This is a genomic window from Streptomyces sp. PKA51, assembly GCF_057552455.1.
Genome location: NZ_BAAJPZ010000004.1, coordinates 170,326 through 185,897, shown reverse-complemented (window position 1 = coordinate 185,897; position 15,572 = coordinate 170,326). Strand labels below are relative to the sequence as shown.

13 protein-coding genes are annotated in these 15,572 nt (G+C 74.2%); 11 read left to right on the top strand and 2 right to left on the bottom strand.

Annotated features, from left to right (window positions below):
• The first annotated feature begins 169 nt into the window (after positions 1-169).
• Genes AC27L3_RS08075 through AC27L3_RS08065 form a run of 3 tightly spaced genes read left to right on the top strand, consistent with a single transcriptional unit; the run spans position 170 to position 2,919 of the window.
• Positions 170-877 (top strand): DUF5819 family protein, encoded by a 708-nt coding sequence (locus AC27L3_RS08075; RefSeq protein ID WP_487233314.1) that lies wholly within the window; start codon positions 170-172, stop codon positions 875-877.
• Positions 874-2,139: an HTTM domain-containing protein gene (locus AC27L3_RS08070; RefSeq protein WP_487233313.1), complete on the top strand. Its 1,266-nt coding sequence runs from the start codon at positions 874-876 to the stop codon at positions 2,137-2,139. The genes AC27L3_RS08075 and AC27L3_RS08070 overlap by 4 nt, the downstream gene beginning before the upstream one ends.
• Positions 2,140-2,148: 9 nt before the next feature.
• Positions 2,149-2,919: a TrmH family RNA methyltransferase gene (locus AC27L3_RS08065; RefSeq protein ID WP_487233312.1), complete on the top strand. Its 771-nt coding sequence runs from the start codon at positions 2,149-2,151 to the stop codon at positions 2,917-2,919.
• A gap of 46 nt (positions 2,920-2,965) precedes the next feature.
• On the opposite strand, the gene paaN is transcribed toward AC27L3_RS08065, so the two are convergent.
• Positions 2,966-4,669, bottom strand: a complete 1,704-nt coding sequence (paaN, locus tag AC27L3_RS08060; RefSeq protein WP_487233311.1) for a phenylacetic acid degradation protein PaaN — start codon at positions 4,667-4,669, stop codon at positions 2,966-2,968.
• 138 nt (positions 4,670-4,807) lie between these two features.
• On the opposite strand from paaN, the gene AC27L3_RS08055 reads away from it, so the two are divergent.
• Together AC27L3_RS08055 and AC27L3_RS08050 are read left to right on the top strand one after the other, a co-directional pair.
• Positions 4,808-6,331 carry a 3-hydroxyacyl-CoA dehydrogenase gene (locus AC27L3_RS08055; protein ID WP_487233310.1) on the top strand — a complete coding sequence of 508 codons (1,524 nt, stop codon included), beginning with the start codon at positions 4,808-4,810 and terminating at the stop codon, positions 6,329-6,331.
• A gap of 2 nt (positions 6,332-6,333) precedes the next feature.
• Positions 6,334-6,927 (top strand): TetR/AcrR family transcriptional regulator, encoded by a 594-nt coding sequence (locus AC27L3_RS08050; protein WP_487233309.1) that lies wholly within the window; start codon positions 6,334-6,336, stop codon positions 6,925-6,927.
• A 46-nt stretch (positions 6,928-6,973) separates the two neighbouring features.
• On the opposite strand, the gene AC27L3_RS08045 is transcribed toward AC27L3_RS08050, so the two are convergent.
• Positions 6,974-7,480: an Lrp/AsnC family transcriptional regulator gene (locus tag AC27L3_RS08045; protein WP_344432960.1), complete on the bottom strand. Its 507-nt coding sequence runs from the start codon at positions 7,478-7,480 to the stop codon at positions 6,974-6,976.
• Between the two features lie 170 nt (positions 7,481-7,650).
• On the opposite strand from AC27L3_RS08045, the gene pdhA reads away from it, so the two are divergent.
• The 6 genes from pdhA (at position 7,651) to AC27L3_RS08015 (ending at position 15,534) form a co-directional block, all read left to right on the top strand.
• Positions 7,651-8,817 carry a pyruvate dehydrogenase (acetyl-transferring) E1 component subunit alpha gene (gene pdhA / locus AC27L3_RS08040; RefSeq protein WP_487233308.1) on the top strand — a complete coding sequence of 389 codons (1,167 nt, stop codon included), beginning with the start codon at positions 7,651-7,653 and terminating at the stop codon, positions 8,815-8,817.
• Entirely contained in the window at positions 8,814-9,860 is a 1,047-nt protein-coding gene (locus AC27L3_RS08035; RefSeq protein WP_487233307.1) for an alpha-ketoacid dehydrogenase subunit beta, read from the top strand. The genes pdhA and AC27L3_RS08035 overlap by 4 nt, the downstream gene beginning before the upstream one ends.
• Positions 9,860-11,251, top strand: a complete 1,392-nt coding sequence (locus tag AC27L3_RS08030) for a dihydrolipoamide acetyltransferase family protein (RefSeq protein ID WP_487233306.1) — start codon at positions 9,860-9,862, stop codon at positions 11,249-11,251. Before AC27L3_RS08035 ends, AC27L3_RS08030 begins: the two co-directional genes overlap by 1 nt.
• Before the next feature lie 16 nt (positions 11,252-11,267).
• Entirely contained in the window at positions 11,268-12,131 is an 864-nt protein-coding gene (locus tag AC27L3_RS08025) for an NTP transferase domain-containing protein (protein WP_487233305.1), read from the top strand.
• A 515-nt stretch (positions 12,132-12,646) separates the two neighbouring features.
• Positions 12,647-14,467 (top strand): molybdopterin molybdotransferase MoeA, encoded by a 1,821-nt coding sequence (locus AC27L3_RS08020; protein ID WP_487233304.1) that lies wholly within the window; start codon positions 12,647-12,649, stop codon positions 14,465-14,467.
• Positions 14,464-15,534, top strand: coding sequence for a potassium channel family protein (locus AC27L3_RS08015; protein ID WP_487233303.1), 1,071 nt, complete (start codon positions 14,464-14,466; stop codon positions 15,532-15,534). Before AC27L3_RS08020 ends, AC27L3_RS08015 begins: the two co-directional genes overlap by 4 nt.
• The last annotated feature ends 38 nt before the right edge of the window (positions 15,535-15,572 follow it).

Sequence of the window (15,572 nt, the reverse complement as noted above, 5' to 3'; positions counted from 1 at the left end):
TGTCAACCCTGTGGATAACCCGGCGGACGGTCCGCGGGCGGGGATGCGCGCGGCCTTCCCGGGCCCTCCGGGCGCTGGGCCTGCCGGGCCCGCGTCGGTACGGTTCGGGTCGTACACCGCACGGAAGCAGTACGAGAGCAGTACGAGAACAGAGGGAATCGGGGCGGGCATGGAGACGCACGAGGCGGGCGCGCGAGCCGGCGGGGCGGCCGGACGGGCGGGACCCCACCCGCCCGCCGCCGGCGTGAGGAGCCTGTCCCTGCCCGCCTGCCTGGTCGTCACGGCCGGCGCCGCCCTGATCGCGCTGGCCGCGACCATGCACCTGCTGATGGTGTTCCTGCACGTCGCGCCGCAGAACACCGTCAGCAGGCAGCACGCGCAGGCAATAGACGACTACGTCCTTCCCGAGTTCGAGCAGAACTGGAAGTTCTTCGCCCCCAACCCCCTGCAGCAGAACATCGCCGTCCAGGCCCGGGCCGAACTGCGCGGCCCCGACGGCCGCACCACCGTCACCCCCTGGACGAACCTGTCGGCCCTCGACGGCGCCGGCATCCTGCACAACCCCCTGCCCAGCCACACGCGCCAGAACGAACTGCGCCGCGCCTGGGACTTCTACGCCGCCACCCACGACGTCCAGGAACGCCCCCAGGGCCTGCGCGGACGGCTCTCCGAGAGCTACCTCCGGCGCATCGTCGTCTCCCGCCTCGGCGCGCGGCGCGAGGGCCGTCCCGTCGACCGCGTCCAGGTCAGGACCGTCACCACGCCCATCGACCCGCCGCCCTGGAGCCAGGAGAAGGCCGACACCGCACCCGTCCAGCGGGTGCTCGCCTGGTGGCCGGTGACCGGCGACGACCTCGCGGAGGCCCGGACCCGATGAACGCCTCGACCACCACCGCCCTCCGGCGCGGCATCGACCGCGTCACCGGCTCCTCCCTCGGGCCGTACCAGAGCGCCCTCCTGCGGATCGGCCTGTCCTTCGTGTGGGTCGGCTACCTGCTGCGCGAATGGCCCCACCGCCACGAGCTGTACGGCCCGAACGCCCCCTGGGGCTGGTCGCTGGCCCGCGAGCTGACCGCCGACAACCACGCCTTCACCGTGCTCATGTGGTCCGACGGCCGCTGGTGGTTCGAGGCCGTCTACGCGCTGGCCGTCGTCTCGGGCGTGCTGCTCCTGCTGGGCTGGCGCACGCGCACGATGTCCGTGCTGTTCATGCTCGGGGTGCTCGCCCTGCAGAACCGCAGCGTCTTCGTCGGCGACGGCGGCGACAACGTCGTCCACCTGATGTCCATGTACATGGTCTTCACCTGCTGCGGCCGGGTCTGGTCGCTCGACGCCCGCCGCGCGGCGCGCCGGGCCCGCGAGGGCGCCGGCCCCGGGCGGGACACGACGGGCGTCGTGCTGTGGGGCGTGTGCGGAACGGCCCTCGCCGCCGCCCAGGTCCTCGCCGACCCCGCACTGTCGTGGACGCAGCACGGCCCCCTCCCGGGCATCGGCTGGGCCGCGGCCCTGTGGGGCCTGTGGTGCGCGCACGGCCTGTGGTGGGTGGTCTGCCGCCACGCGCCCGGCGAGCCGCGGACCGTGATGGACGTGCTGTGTCATCTGGCGCACAACGCCGCCCTGCTGGTGATCATGGCCGAGGTGTGCCTGATCTACGCCACGGCCGGCTGGTACAAGATCCAGGGCTCGCGCTGGCAGGACGGCACCGCGCTGTACTACCCGATGCACATCGACTACTTCTCCCCCTGGCCCGCGCTCTCGCACGCCCTGGCGTCCGACGGCACGATGGTGATGCTGCTCAGCTACGGCACGGTGTTCGCCCAGGCGGCCTTCCCCTTCACCCTGCTGAACCGGCGGGTGAAGAACGTGCTGCTGCCGGTGATGATGGCCGAGCACGTGGGCATCGCCGTGCTCATGGGACTGCCGTTCTTCTCCCTGGCGATGATCGTCACCGACGCGGTGTTCCTGCCGACGTCCTTCCTGCGTCGGATCGGGACGGCAACCGGACGGCTGGCAGGACGGCTGACGGCGCGGCTGCCCGGCCGGGCGGTCCCGTCGGCCGGCACCACCGGCGGCCCCGAGGGCCCCGGCGAGGCCGCCGGGGACCGTCCCAAGGCGTCGACTCCCGTCGGCGGACCCTAGGCTGAGCCCATGACCAGGCACGACGACTCCGAAACCACGGCGGCGCCGGAGCGGTGGGCCGCCCTGGCGCCCGACGCCGTGCTCCTCGACGGCTTCCACGCCCTCAAGCACGCCCTGCGCTTCGGAGCGCCGGTGAGCATGGCCCTGACCAGCGACCGGGCGGCCGCACTGGAACTGGCCGAGGACCTGGCCGACGACCTGACGGACCGGCTCGCGGACCTCCTGGTGGAGGTGCCCGCGCAGACCCTGCGCAGCCTGCTGCCCAGGGTCCACCCGACGGGAGTGGCCGCCCTGGCCGGCCGCCCCGACCGCGACGCCCACCTGCAGGCGCTGGCCCGGCGGCCCCGAAAGGCGCCCGTCGTCGTCCTCGACAACCCCCGCAACCTCGGCAACGTCGGCGCGGTGGTGCGCCTCGCGGCCGGGTTCGGGGCCACCGGCGTCATCACCACCGGCACCATCGACCCCTGGCACCCCAACGCGGTGCGCTCCGGGGCCGGGCTGCACTACGCGACGGCCGTCGAGCGGCTGCCGGCGCAGGAGCTGCCGGACGGTCCGCTGTACGTCCTGGACCCGGAGGGCGAGGACATCCGTGCCGTCGCCGTGCCCGACGACGCGCTGCTCGTCTTCGGCTCGGAACGGCACGGGGTCTCGGCGGAGCTGCGGGGCAGGGCGGACCGCCTGGTCGCCCTGCCGATGCGGCCGCAGGTGTCGAGCTACAACCTCGCCACGAGTGTGGCGATGGCCTTGTTCCACTGGGGTTCGGGGGGACGGGCTTCCTAGGGCCTGTCCGGCCGATCGCGCAGTTCCCCGCGCCCCTTACGAGGCGCTAGGCCTGGCGGCGGACCTCCACCACGCGGAAGCGGGGGGCCACGAACGCGCTGTCGCACAGCACCGCGTTGGCCGCCGGGTTGCCGCCGGAGCCGTGGAAGTCGGAGAAGGCCGCGGTCTGGTTCACGTACACACCGCCCGTGAGGTTCAAGGAGAGCTGGGCGCACTCCTCCAGGCAGGCCTCCTCCACCAGACGCTCGACCTCCGGCGACGTGGTGTACGCGCCGACGGTCATGGCGCCCTTCTCCCGCACCGTGCGGCGCAGCAGCTCGACGGCGGCCTCCGCGGAGTCGACCGCCACCGCGAAGGACACGGGGCCGAAGCACTCGGAGAAGTACGCCGCTTCGGCATCCGGCTTGGCGCCGTCCAGCTTGACCACGACCGGGGTGCGCACGGTGGCCCCGGGGAAGTCGGGGTTGGTCAGCGTGCGCGAGGCCAGGGCGACCTCGCCCAGCTGCGCGGCCGCGTCGATGCGGGCCTTGACCTGGTCGTTGACGATCGCGCCGAGCAGGGCGTTGGCCCGGGCGTCGTCGCCCAGCAGCTTCTCCACGGCCATGGCGAGGTCGGCGACCACCTCGTCGTACGACTTGTGGCCGGCATCGGTGGCGATGCCCTCGCGCGGGACGAGCAGGTTCTGCGGGGTGGTGCACATCTGGCCGCTGTACAGGGACAGGGAGAAGGCCAGGTTGGAGAGCATGCCCTTGTAGTCGTCGGTGGAGTGGACGACGATCGTGTTCACGCCGGCCTTCTCGGTGAAGACCTGCGCCTGGCGGGCGTTGGTCTCCAGCCAGTCGCCGAAGGCGGTCGAGCCGGTGTAGTCGATGATGCGGATCTCGGGCCGCACCGCCAGGGACTTGGCGATGCCCTCGCCGTCCCGCTCGGCGGCCAGCGCGACGAGGTCGGGGGAGAAGCCGGCCTCGCGCAGCACCTCGCGCGCGATGCCCACGGTCAGCGCGAGCGGCAGCACGGCCCGCGGGTGCGGCTTGACCAGCACGGCGTTGCCGGTGGCGAGGGACGCGAACAGGCCCGGGAAGCCGTTCCACGTGGGGAAGGTGTTGCAGCCGATGACCAGCGCGATGCCCCGGGGCACGGGGGTGAAGCGCTTGTCCAGCTTCAGGGGGTCGCGCTTGCCCTGCGGCTTGACCCACTCCGCGCTCTCGGGCGCGGCCGCGGTCTGCTCGGCCAGGGCATAGACCACGGCCTCCAAGCCGCGGTCCTGGGCGTGCGGGCCGCCGGCCTGGAACGCCATCATGAACGCCTGGCCGCTGGTGTGCATCACGGCGTGCGCGAACTCGTGCGTACGGGCGTTGATGCGGGCCAGGATCTCGGCGCTCACCGCCGCCCGGGCCAGCGGCCCGGCCTCGCGCCAGGCCGGCATGGCCGCGCGCATGGCGGGCAGCAGGACGTCGGTGTCCACGTGCGGGTACTCGATGGAGAGGTCGATGCCGTACGGCGAGACCTCGGAGCCGGCCCAGCCGTCGGTGCCGGGCTGGTCGAGCTCGAAGCGCCGGCCGCGCAGCGCGTCGAAGGCCGCCTGACCGGCGGCGGCGTCGAGGCTGCCGGGCACGCCCTCGGGGCCGTAGGCCTTGGGGTGCTCGGGGAAGGGGGACCAGTAGGCGCGCGTGCGGATGGCCTCCAGCGCCTGGTCGAGCGTCGGGCGGTGCTTCTCGATCAGCTGAGCGGTGGTGAGTCCGGCGGTCACGTCTGACCAACTCCTCGTCGAGCGGGGCTCCGATACGGGGGACCAGATGCACCCCCGGTGGATACAGTAACCGAACGATCGGTCGGGACAAGGGGGCCCGGCGAACCTGTGGACAACGCATCGGGGAGGATCACTGCCATGACCGCAATCGACCCGGCCCGTGCCGTCGCCGTCGTCGGCACCGGCACCATGGGCCAGGGCATCGCCCAGGTCGCCCTGACCGCGGGGCACCCCGTACGGCTGTACGACGCCGCGCCCGGCCGCGCGGAGGAGGCGGCGGGGGCGATCGCCGCCCGGCTCGGCCGCCTGGTGGACAAGGGCAGGCTCGACACCGCCGTACGCGACGCGGCCCTCGCCCGGCTGCGGCCCGCCGCGCAGCTCGCCGAACTCGCCGGCTCCGCGCTGGTCATCGAGGCGATTGTGGAGCAACTCGGCGTCAAGCAAAAGCTGTTCGAGGAGCTGGAACAGGTCGTTGCGCCGGACTGCCTGCTGGCCACCAACACCTCCTCCCTGGCCGTCACCGCCGTCGCCGCGGCCCTGCGCCACCCCGGGCGCTTCCTCGGCCTGCACTTCTTCAACCCCGCGCCGCTGATGCCGCTGGTGGAGGTGGTCCGCGGCTTCGCCACCGACGCGGCGGCCGCCGAGCGGGCGCGGGCGACCATGACGGCCTGGGGGAAGACGCCGGTGGCCTGCGCGGACACCCCCGGCTTCATCGTCAACCGCCTCGCCCGGCCCTTCTACGCGGAGGCGCTGCGGGTGTACGAGGAAGGGGCGGCCGACCCCGCGACGATCGACGCCGTCCTGCGGGAGAGCGGTGGCTTCCGCATGGGTCCCTTCGAGCTCACCGACCTCATCGGCCAGGATGTGAACAACTCGGTCACTCATTCGGTGTACGAGGCGTTCTTCCACAGTCCGAAGTTCACGCCGTCGCTGGCGCAGGGCCGGCTGGTGCAGGCGGGGCTGCTGGGCCGGAAGACCGGCCGCGGGTGGTTCACGTACGGCGAAGGGGCCGAGAAGCCCGAGCCCGGCACGGCCGAGCCGTGCGCGGCCCCCGCCGAGGTGGGGTACCGCCACCGCCTCACCGGACCCGCCGCGGTCCTGCCGCAGATGATCGAGGAAGCGGGCATCAAGATCACCCGTGACGGCGGACAGGACACCCACGACGGCGGCATCGTCCTGCCCGGCGGAACCGAGCTGTGCCTCACGGACGGCCGGGGGCCCACCAACGCCGCGCACCTCGGTCCCCGCATCGACTTCGACCTGGCCCTGGACTACCGCACCTGCACCCGCGTGGCCCTGGCGCCCTCCCGAACCGCCCCGGAGGCCGACGTCCGGGCGGCCGTCGGCCTCTTCCAGGCCCTCGGCAAGAAGGTCAGCGTGATCGGCGACCTCCCCGGAATGATCGTCGCCCGTACGGTCGCCCTCCTCGCCGATTTCGCCGAGGACGCCGCCGGCCGGGGCGTGGCGAGCGCCGAGGACATCGACACCGCCATGCGCCTGGGCGTGAACTACCCCGCCGGCCCGCTGGAGTGGGGGCGGTCGCTCGACACCGCCTGGCTGCGGCAGTTCTTGCTGAACATGGACCACGAGTACCCCGGCGGACGCTACAGCGCCTGCCAGTCCCTGCGCCGCCGTGCGGCCGTCGAAGAGAGCCTGCTGTAATCATGACCATGGCCAAGCGCGACACCTACACGCCCGAATCGCTGCTCGCGGTCGCCGTCAAGGTGTTCAACGAGCGGGGCTACGACGGCACGTCCATGGAGCACCTCTCCAAGGCGGCCGGGATCTCCAAGTCCTCGATCTACCACCACGTCAAGAGCAAGGAAGAGCTCCTGCGCCTGGCGATAAGCCGGGCGCTGGACGGGCTGTTCGCCGTGCTGGACGAGCCCGGGGCGAGCACCGGGCGGGCCGTGGACCAGCTGGAGCACGTCACCCGGCGCACGGTCGAGGTGCTCATCACCGAGCTGCCGTACGTGACGCTGCTGCTGCGGGTGCGCGGCAACACCGGCACCGAGCGCTGGGCCATGGAGCGCCGCCGCGAGTTCGACCACCGGGTGGCCGCTCTGGTGAAGGAGGCCGCCGCCGAGGGCGACCTGCGCCAGGACGTGGACGCGCGGCTGGCGACCCGGCTGCTCTTCGGAATGATCAACTCGGTCGTCGAGTGGTACCGGCCGGAGCGCGGCGGCGCCGCCACGGCCGACGAGGTCACCGCCGCCGTGATCCACACGGCCTTCGACGGCCTGCGCACGGACCGCTGAGGCGCTCGGCCGCCCCGCACGGGCCCGGCCCCCGGGCCGGCCCGTTTCAGTGCGCGTCCTGCGAGGGGTGGACGTCGTCCATGTCCGTCTCCTCGAACACCAGCAGCGTCCGGGTGCTCAGCACTTCCTCGATCGCCTGGATCCGGGTCAGGACCAGCTCCCGCAGGGCCCGGTTGTCGCGCGTGTGCACCAGCAGCAGGACATCGAAGTCCCCGCTGACCAGGGCGATGTGCGCGGCACCGGGCAGCTCGCGCAGCTTGTCGCGCACCGTGCGCCAGGAGTTCTGGACGATCTTCAGCGTGATGTACGCGGACGCGCCGTGCCCCGCCCGCTCCTGGTCTATTCGCGCCCCGAAGCCCCGGATGACGCCGTCGTCGATGAGCCGGTTGATGCGCGCGTAGGCGTTGGCCCGCGAGACGTGCACCCGCTCGGCCACCGAGCGTATCGAGGCCCGGCCGTCGGCCTGGAGCATGCGCAGGATCGACCGGTCGATCTCGTCGAGCGGACGGGCCGGTGGTCTGCCCCCCGACGTGGCCATCTGTTCGTCCCGCATACCGCCATGCCTCCCCTTCATGGACGCGCTGTCCATATCTCAGGCTGTGGAGAACCGTTTGTCCACAGGCTCGGGCCGCCTGTAGCCAAAAAGTGTCGACGACCGAACAATCGGTAGGGAGAGCGCACGACGCTTTCCGGTCAGGCTCGTCCCAAGAGGAGGTGCTCGCCATGACGGTTCTGGAGCAGCCGGGTCCCTACCGGCCCACGCCGCCCCCCGCCTGGCAACCCCGTACCGACCCGGCGCCGCTGCTGCCCGACGCGGAGCCGTTCCGGGTGCTGGGCACCCCCGCGGCCGACGGGCTCGACCCGGCCCTGATGCGCCGGCTGTACGGGCAGCTGGTGCGCGGCCGGCGGTACAACACCCAGGCCACCGCGCTCACCCGGCAGGGGCGGCTCGCCGTCTACCCCTCCTCCACCGGCCAGGAGGCCTGCCAGGTCGCCGCCGCGCTCGCCCTCGAAGAGCGCGACTGGCTCTTCCCCAGCTACCGCGACACCCTCGCCGCCGTCGCCCGCGGCATGGACCCGGTGCAGGTCCTGACCCTCCTGCGCGGCGACTGGCACACCGGCTACGACCCCCGCGAGCACCGCGTCGCCCCCCTGAGCACCCCGCTGGCCACCCAGCTCCCGCACGCCGTCGGCCTCGCCCACGCCGCCCGCCTCAAGGGGGACGACGTCGTCGCCCTCGCCCTGGTCGGCGACGGCGGCACCAGCGAGGGCGACTTCCACGAGGCGCTCAACTTCGCGGCCGTCTGGCAGGCACCCGTCGTCTTCCTCGTGCAGAACAACGGCTTCGCCATCTCCGTGCCGCTCGCCAAGCAGACCGCCGCGCCCTCCCTCGCCCACAAGGCCGTCGGCTACGGCATGCCCGGCAGGCTCGTCGACGGCAACGACGCCCCCGCCGTCCACCAGGTCCTCACCGAAGCCGTGCGCCGGGCCCGCGCCGGCGGCGGCCCCACCCTCGTCGAGGCCGTCACCTACCGCATCGAGGCGCACACCAACGCCGACGACGCCACCCGCTACCGCGGTGACACCGAGGTCGAGACGTGGCGCGCCCACGACCCCCTCGCCCTGCTCGAACGCGAGCTGACCGCCCGCGGGCTGCTCGACGACGCCGGCATACGCGCCGAGGCGGAGGCCGCCGAGCGGCTCGCCGCCGACCTGCGCGAGCGGATGAACCAGGACCCCGCCCTGGACCCGATGGAGATGTTCACGCACGTTTACGCCGAGCAGACTGCCCAACTGCGCGAGCAGGCAGCACAATTGCGTGCTGAGCTGACCGCCGCGGGGGAGCTGCCGGGGCCCGGTGAGGCCCCCCAGGAAGGAAGGCCGCGATGACCACCGCGCCCGCCGCAACCGGCCGCAAGCCGGCCACCATGGCCCAGGCCCTGGGCCGCGCGCTGCACGACGCCATGGCCGACGACCCCACCGTCCACGTCCTCGGCGAGGACGTGGGCACCCTCGGCGGCGTCTTTAGGATCACCGACGGCCTGGCCAAGGAGTTCGGCGAGGACCGCTGCACCGACACGCCCCTGGCCGAGGCCGGCATCCTCGGCACGGCCGTCGGCATGGCGATGTACGGGCTGCGGCCGGTGGTCGAGATGCAGTTCGACGCCTTCGCCTACCCCGCCTTCGAGCAGCTCGTCAGCCACGTCTCCCGCATGCGCAACCGCACCCGCGGCGCCCTGCCCATGCCCATCACCGTGCGCGTGCCCTACGGCGGCGGCATCGGCGGCGTCGAGCACCACAGCGACTCCTCCGAGGCCTACTACCTGGCCACACCCGGCCTGCACGTCGTCACCCCCGGCACCGTCGCCGACGCCTACGGGCTGCTGCGCGCCGCGATCGCCTCCGACGACCCCGTCGTCTTCCTGGAGCCCAAGCGGTTGTACTGGGGCAAGGACGACTGGGACCCCGAGCACCCCGAGCCGGTGCCCGGCATCGGACGCGCGGTCGTGCGCCGCCCCGGCACCTCCGCCACCCTCGTCACCTACGGCCCCTCCCTGCCCGTGTGCATGGAGGCCGCCCGCGCGGCCGCCGCGGAGGGCTGGGACCTGGAGGTCGTCGACCTCCGCTCGCTCGTCCCCTTCGACGAGGAGACCGTGTGCGCCTCCGTGCGCCGCACCGGGCGCGCGCTGATCGTCCACGAGGCCGCGGGATTCGGCGGCCCCGGCGCGGAAATAGCGGCAAGGATCACCGAGCGCTGCTTCCACCACCTGGAGGCACCGGTGCTGCGCGTGACGGGCTTCGACGTGCCGTACCCGCCGCCCATGCTCGAAAAGCACCACCTGCCGGACGTGGACCGGGTGCTGGACGCCGTGGCACGGCTGCAGTGGGAATCCGAATGGACCTCCGACGACTATGAGAGTGGTGCGCGCTGATGGCGGTCGTGCGCGAATTCACGCTGCCCGACCTGGGTGAAGGACTCACCGAGGCACAGGTCGTCCGCTGGCTCGTCGCCGTCGGCGACGTGGTCGCCGTCGACCAGCCCGTGGTCGAGGTCGAGACGGCGAAGGCCATGGTGGAGGTGCCCTGCCCCTACGGAGGCGTGGTCACCGCCCGCTTCGGCGACGAGGGCACCGAACTGCCCGTCGGCGCACCGCTGCTGACCGTCGCCGTCGGCGAGACGGCCACCGCGCCGGGCGCCGGCGCCGCCGAGGAGGGCTCCGGCAACGTCCTGGTCGGCTACGGCACCCAGGCCCCGGCCGCCGGCCGGCGGCGCCGGGTACGGCCGCAGGCCCGGCCGGCCGCCTCGGCCCCCGCCCCCGCCCCTGCTCCTGCCCCCGATCCCGAGCCGGAGACCGCCGGCGAGGGCCGGGCCGTGGCGGTCATCTCCCCGCTCGTGCGCCGGCTCGCCCGCGAACGCGGCGTGGACCTCGGCCGGCTCCACGGCTCCGGACCCGACGGGCTCATCCTGCGCTCGGACGTCGAACAGGCCGCCGCGGCCGGACACGGCGAGCACCCGCAGCACACCGAGCCCGGCGGGCACGTCGTCCGCGCCGTCCCCGCCGCAGCCGGCCCCCCGGCCGCCCGGCCCGCCGCCCGCAGCGGCCGCCGCACCACCGCCGGCCGCAAGAACAACGACGGCCTGCGCGTACCCCTGCGCGGCGCACGGGGCGTCGTCGCCGAGAAGCTCAGCCGCAGCCGACGGGAAATCCCCGACGCCACCTGCTGGGTCGACGCGGACGCCACCGAGCTGCTGGCCGCCCGCCACGCCATGAACGCCTCCGGCGGCGCCAAGGTCTCCCTCCTCGCCCTGCTCGCCCGCATCTGCACGGCAGCACTCGCCAAGTACCCCGAGCTGAATGCCACCGTCGACTCCGAGGCCCACGAGATCGTGCGGCTCCCCGACGTCCACCTCGGCTTCGCCGCCCAGACCGACCGGGGCCTGGTCGTCCCCGTCGTCCGCGACGCCCACGCGCGCAACGCCGTCGAACTCTCCGTCGAAATGGCACGCCTGACCGAGGCCGCGCGGGCCGGGAAGATCAGCCCCGCCGAGCTCACCGGCGGCACATTCACCCTCAACAACTACGGGGTGTTCGGCGTCGACGGCTCCACGCCCATCATCAACCACCCCGAAGCGGCCATGCTCGGAGTCGGCCGAATAGCGCCCAAGCCCTGGGTCCACGAAGGCGAGTTGGCCGTACGCCAAGTGGTCCAGCTGTCCTTCACCTTCGACCACCGCGTGTGCGACGGAGGCACGGCAGGCGGCTTCCTGCGGTACGTCGCCGACTGCGTCGAACAGCCGGCGGTGCTGCTGCGCACCGTCTGAGGCCGATACTCGGAAGGTGACCGAATACGACGCGGTGGTACTGGCCGGGGGAGCCGCCCGGCGCCTGGGCGGAGCCGACAAGCCCGCCGTCCGGGTCGGCGGGCGCCGGCTCCTCGACCGGGTCCTCGCCGCCTGCCCCGACGCCGGGCGGACGGTGGTCGTCGGACCACGGCGCCCCACCGTCCGGCCCGTGACCTGGACCCGCGAGGAACCACCCGGCGGCGGCCCCCTCGCCGGCCTCGCCGCCGGCCTGCGCTGCGTACGGGCCGAGGCCGAGCGGGTGCTCGTGCTCTCCGCCGACCTGCCCTTCCTCGCCCCCGGCACCGTGCACGGCCTCCTCGGCGCCCTCGACCCCGCCGAAGCCGCGCTGCTCGTCGACGGCGAAGGCCGCGACCAGCCACTCGTCGCCGCGTACCGCACCGAGGCACTGCGGCGCGAGATCGGCCTCCTCGCAGCCGAACACGGCACGCTCAGCGGGCTGCCCGTACGGCTGCTCGCCGGCGAACTGACCACACAGCGCGTGCCGGTCACCGAGGGCGGCCACGGGGCCGCCGCCGCAGCCCTCGACTGCGACACCTGGGAGGACATCAGCCGGGCCCGCGCACACATCAGGGACGATGGGACCGTGCTCGAAGAATGGATCTCCGCCGTCAAGGCCGAACTCGGCATCGACCTCGACGTCGACGTAACCGGCCTCCTCGACCTCGCACGCGACGCCGCCCACGGCGTGGCCCGGCCCGCCGCGCCCCTGACGACCTTCCTCATCGGCTACGCCGCCGCCCAGCGGGGCGGCGGGCCCGAAGCGGTCGCCGAAGCGGCCCGTGCGGCGGGAGAACTGGCGCGGCGGTGGGCGGCGGAGGCCGCCGGGGAGCAGGCATGATCAACGGCGACGGTCGGGAGCGCGGGGACGGCGACGCGCGGGCCGCGCGGGCCGCGCGGGCCGCTTCCGCGGACGACGACGAGGCGGGGCTGGACCGGGCGACGGCGGAAGCGTTGGCGTTGCTGGCGGAGGAGCGGCGGGGGGCGCCTGGGCCGCCGCGGCGGTATCGGGTGCGGCCGGCGGGGCGGTTCGACTTCGACTTTGCGGCGGATCCGTTCGGGGCGGTTTCTTCCCCCACCCCGCCCTCCCCCAGCTACCGCTGGGGGGACCCCCATCCCGAACCCGGAGCTGCGCCCCAGGGCCCGCTGGACGGGAACGGGGCTGCGCCCCAGGACCCCCTGGACGAGACCGGGGCTGCGCCCCAGGACGCCCGAGCTGGAACGGGGGCTGCGGCCCAGGAGTCCCTGGACGGGATCGGGGCTGCGCCCCAGGGGTCCCGGGCTGGAACCGGGACTGCGGCCCGGACCCCCTTGAGTGGGGCTGGGGCTGCCGTCGGCGGCGGTGACGCCGGCATCGTGGGCGCGGACGGCGCTGACGAGCGCGTCGGCGCGAGCCGCGAGCGGTGCGGTGCGGACGCCGCCGCACTGGGGCAGGCCGATGCGGCTGCCGCCGTCCCGGACGGCCCGGCCTCCGGTACGGGGCCCGGCTCGGCCTCCGGCATGGGGTCCGGCTCGGCCTCCGGTACGGGGGCCGCCGCCTCCGGCCGCGTCGGTGCCGTGTCTCCCGCCTCCGGCCGCGACGGCGTCGGGTCGGCTGTCTCCGGCCCCGACGGTGCCGGGTCCGTCGCCTCCGGCTGCGACGGCGCGGTGCCTCCCGCCTCCGAGCCGGACGGGACCCGATGGTTCGCCTCCGAGCCCGACGGCGCCCTGCCGACCGCTCCCGATCCCGCCGGTGCCGGGTCGGCCGCCTCCGAGCCGGACGGCGCCGTGCCGACCGGTCCCGAGTCGAACGGCGCTGTGCCTCCCGCCTCCGGCCCCGCCCCCGCCGCGTCGGCCGCCTCCGGCCGCGACGGCACTGGGCCGACCGCCCCCGACCCCGCCGACGACCTGTCTCCCGCCCCCGACCCCGCCGACGCCGGGTCGACCGCCCCCGGGCGTTCCCGCCCCTCCTCCTCCCGCCCCTCCCATGCCTCCCCTGGGCGCCTTCGGGCCTCCTCCGTCATCCCCTGGGCCCTCGCTCGGGACGTTGCCGGTGGGGCTGTTGGGGCCCTTGGGGTGCGGGAGGTGGCTGTTGGGGAGGCGTTGGGGCAGACGCTCGCCGATGGGCTCACGGCGCTGGTCGATCTGCCGTCGTTCGATACCTCCGCCATGGACGGGTGGGCCGTTGCCGGGCCCGGGCCGTGGCGGGTCGGTGGGGACGAGGGGATTCTCGCCGGGCGGGGGAGCGTTGCGCCGTTGGCCGACGGGCATGCCGTGCGCATCGCCACCGGGGCGCGTGTGCCGCCCGGGGCGACGGCCGTGTTGCGCAGTGAGCACGGCGTCGTGGGGCCGCACGGGGAGTTGCAGGCGCAGCGGCGGGTGACGCACGGTCAGGATGTGCGGCCGCGGGGGCAGGAGTGCCAGAAGGGCGACGAGTTGTTGCCGGCCGGTACGTTCGTCTCGCCCGCCGTGCTGGGGCTGGCCGCGGCGTGCGGGTACGACCGGGTGCGGGTCGTGCCGCGGCCGCGGGTGGAGGTGCTGGTCCTCGGGGACGAGCTGCTGCGCGAGGGGTTGCCGCACGACGGCCGGATCCGGGACGCGCTGGGGCCCATGCTGGGCCCGTGGCTGGAGGCGCTGGGTGCCGAGGTGGTGGCCACACGGCGGCTGGGCGACGAGGCGTCGGCGCTCGGCGGCGCGCTGGAGGCGTCGGACGCGGATCTGGTGCTGACGACGGGCGGCACGGCCGCCGGTCCGGTCGACCATGTGCACCCCACGCTGCGCCGGCTGGGCGCGGAGTTGCTGGTGGACGGGGTGGCCGTGCGTCCCGGTCATCCGATGCTGCTCGCACGCCTGGGCGACGGCCGGCACCTGGTGGGCCTGCCGGGCAATCCGCTGGCCGCCGTGGCCGGGCTGTTCACGCTGGCCGCGCCGTTGTTGCGGGCGCTCGCCGGTCGTCCGGCGGCGCAGCGGTCGTGGGCGCAGGTGGCCGAGGTGGTGCCGGGGCACGCGAGCAGTACGCGCCTGGTGCCCGTGGTGCGCCGGCCGGACGGGTGGCTGCTGCCGTTGCGCTTCCACGGTCCGGCGATGCTGCGCGGCCTGGCCGGTGCGGACGCGCTCGCCGTCGTACCGCCGGGCGGGCTGGCCGCCGGTGACGCGGCGGAGGTGCTGGTGCTGCCGTGCCCGGGTGGTGCACCGTGATCCTGCCGGAGCGGGACGCCGCGTCGCGGGGCGAGGCGCCGGTGGCGGACGTCCGGGTGGTGCTGCCGCGTTACACGGTGGCCCCGATACGTCAGGTGGGCCGCCGGCTGCTGATCGCGCTGCTGGTGATGGTGGCCACGGTCGCCATCGTCTACGCGGACCGGCAGGGTTACCACGACAACGCCGACGGCACGGTCGACTTCCTCGACTCCGTCTACTACTCGACCGTCACCCTGTCGACGACGGGGTACGGCGACATCGTCCCGTACAGCGGCAGCGCACGGTTGAGCAATGTGCTGCTGGTGACGCCCCTGCGCGTCCTGTTCCTGATCATTCTGGTCGGCACCACGCTCGAAGTGCTCACGGAGCGCACCCGTGAGCAGTGGCGCCTGGCCCGCTGGAGGTCCGCTTTGCGCGAGCACACCGTCGTCGTCGGCTTCGGCACCAAGGGCCGGTCGGCCGTGCAGACCCTGGTGGCCACCGGGCAGCCGCGCGAGAAGGAGCGGATCGTGGTCGTCGACCCGAATCCCAAGGTCGTCGAGTCGGCGACGGCGCTGGGCTACGCGGGGGTGGTCGGTGACGCGACCCGCAGCGACGTCCTGCTGCGCGCCGAGGTGCACAAGGCCCGCCGGGTGATCGTGGCGACGCAGCGGGACGACACGGCCGTCCTGGTCACGCTGACCGCCCGGCAGCTCAACCGCGGTCTGAAGATCGTGGCCGCCGTGCGGGAGGAGGAGAACGCGCCGCTGCTGCGCCAGTCGGGCGCCGACGCGGTGATCACGAGTGCGAGCGCGGCGGGCCGGTTGCTGGGCCTGTCGGTGCTCAGTCCGAGCGCCGGCACGGTGATGGAGGACCTCATCCAGCAGGGCAGCGGCCTCGACCTCGTCGAGCGCCCGGTGGTCAAGGCGGAGGTGGGCCGAGGGGTGCGCGAGACGGACGACCTGGTCGTCTCCGTGCTGCGCGGGCACCGGCTGCTGGGCTACGACGACCCGCAGGTCGGCCCGCTGCAGGCGACGGACCGCCTCATCACGATCGTCCGCGCCCGGCCGCCCGCCGCCGCGGAGTAGCCGCGGAATAGCCGCGGTACGGCGCTCGTCGGCGAGTA

Excerpts from the sequence above, each read along its gene's own strand:
- AC27L3_RS08055 (WP_487233310.1), top strand. The coding sequence starts at position 4,808 with ATGACCGCAATCGACCCGGCCCGTGCCGTCGCCGTCGTCGGCACCGGC.
- pdhA (WP_487233308.1), top strand. The coding sequence starts at position 7,651 with ATGACGGTTCTGGAGCAGCCGGGTCCCTACCGGCCCACGCCGCCCCCC.
- AC27L3_RS08065 (WP_487233312.1), top strand. The coding sequence starts at position 2,149 with ATGACCAGGCACGACGACTCCGAAACCACGGCGGCGCCGGAGCGGTGG.
- AC27L3_RS08050 (WP_487233309.1), top strand. The coding sequence starts at position 6,334 with ATGACCATGGCCAAGCGCGACACCTACACGCCCGAATCGCTGCTCGCG.
- AC27L3_RS08045 (WP_344432960.1), bottom strand. The coding sequence starts at position 7,480 with ATGCGGGACGAACAGATGGCCACGTCGGGGGGCAGACCACCGGCCCGT.
- AC27L3_RS08035 (WP_487233307.1), top strand. The coding sequence starts at position 8,814 with ATGACCACCGCGCCCGCCGCAACCGGCCGCAAGCCGGCCACCATGGCC.
- AC27L3_RS08030 (WP_487233306.1), top strand. The coding sequence starts at position 9,860 with ATGGCGGTCGTGCGCGAATTCACGCTGCCCGACCTGGGTGAAGGACTC.
- AC27L3_RS08075 (WP_487233314.1), top strand. The coding sequence starts at position 170 with ATGGAGACGCACGAGGCGGGCGCGCGAGCCGGCGGGGCGGCCGGACGG.
- AC27L3_RS08070 (WP_487233313.1), top strand. The coding sequence starts at position 874 with ATGAACGCCTCGACCACCACCGCCCTCCGGCGCGGCATCGACCGCGTC.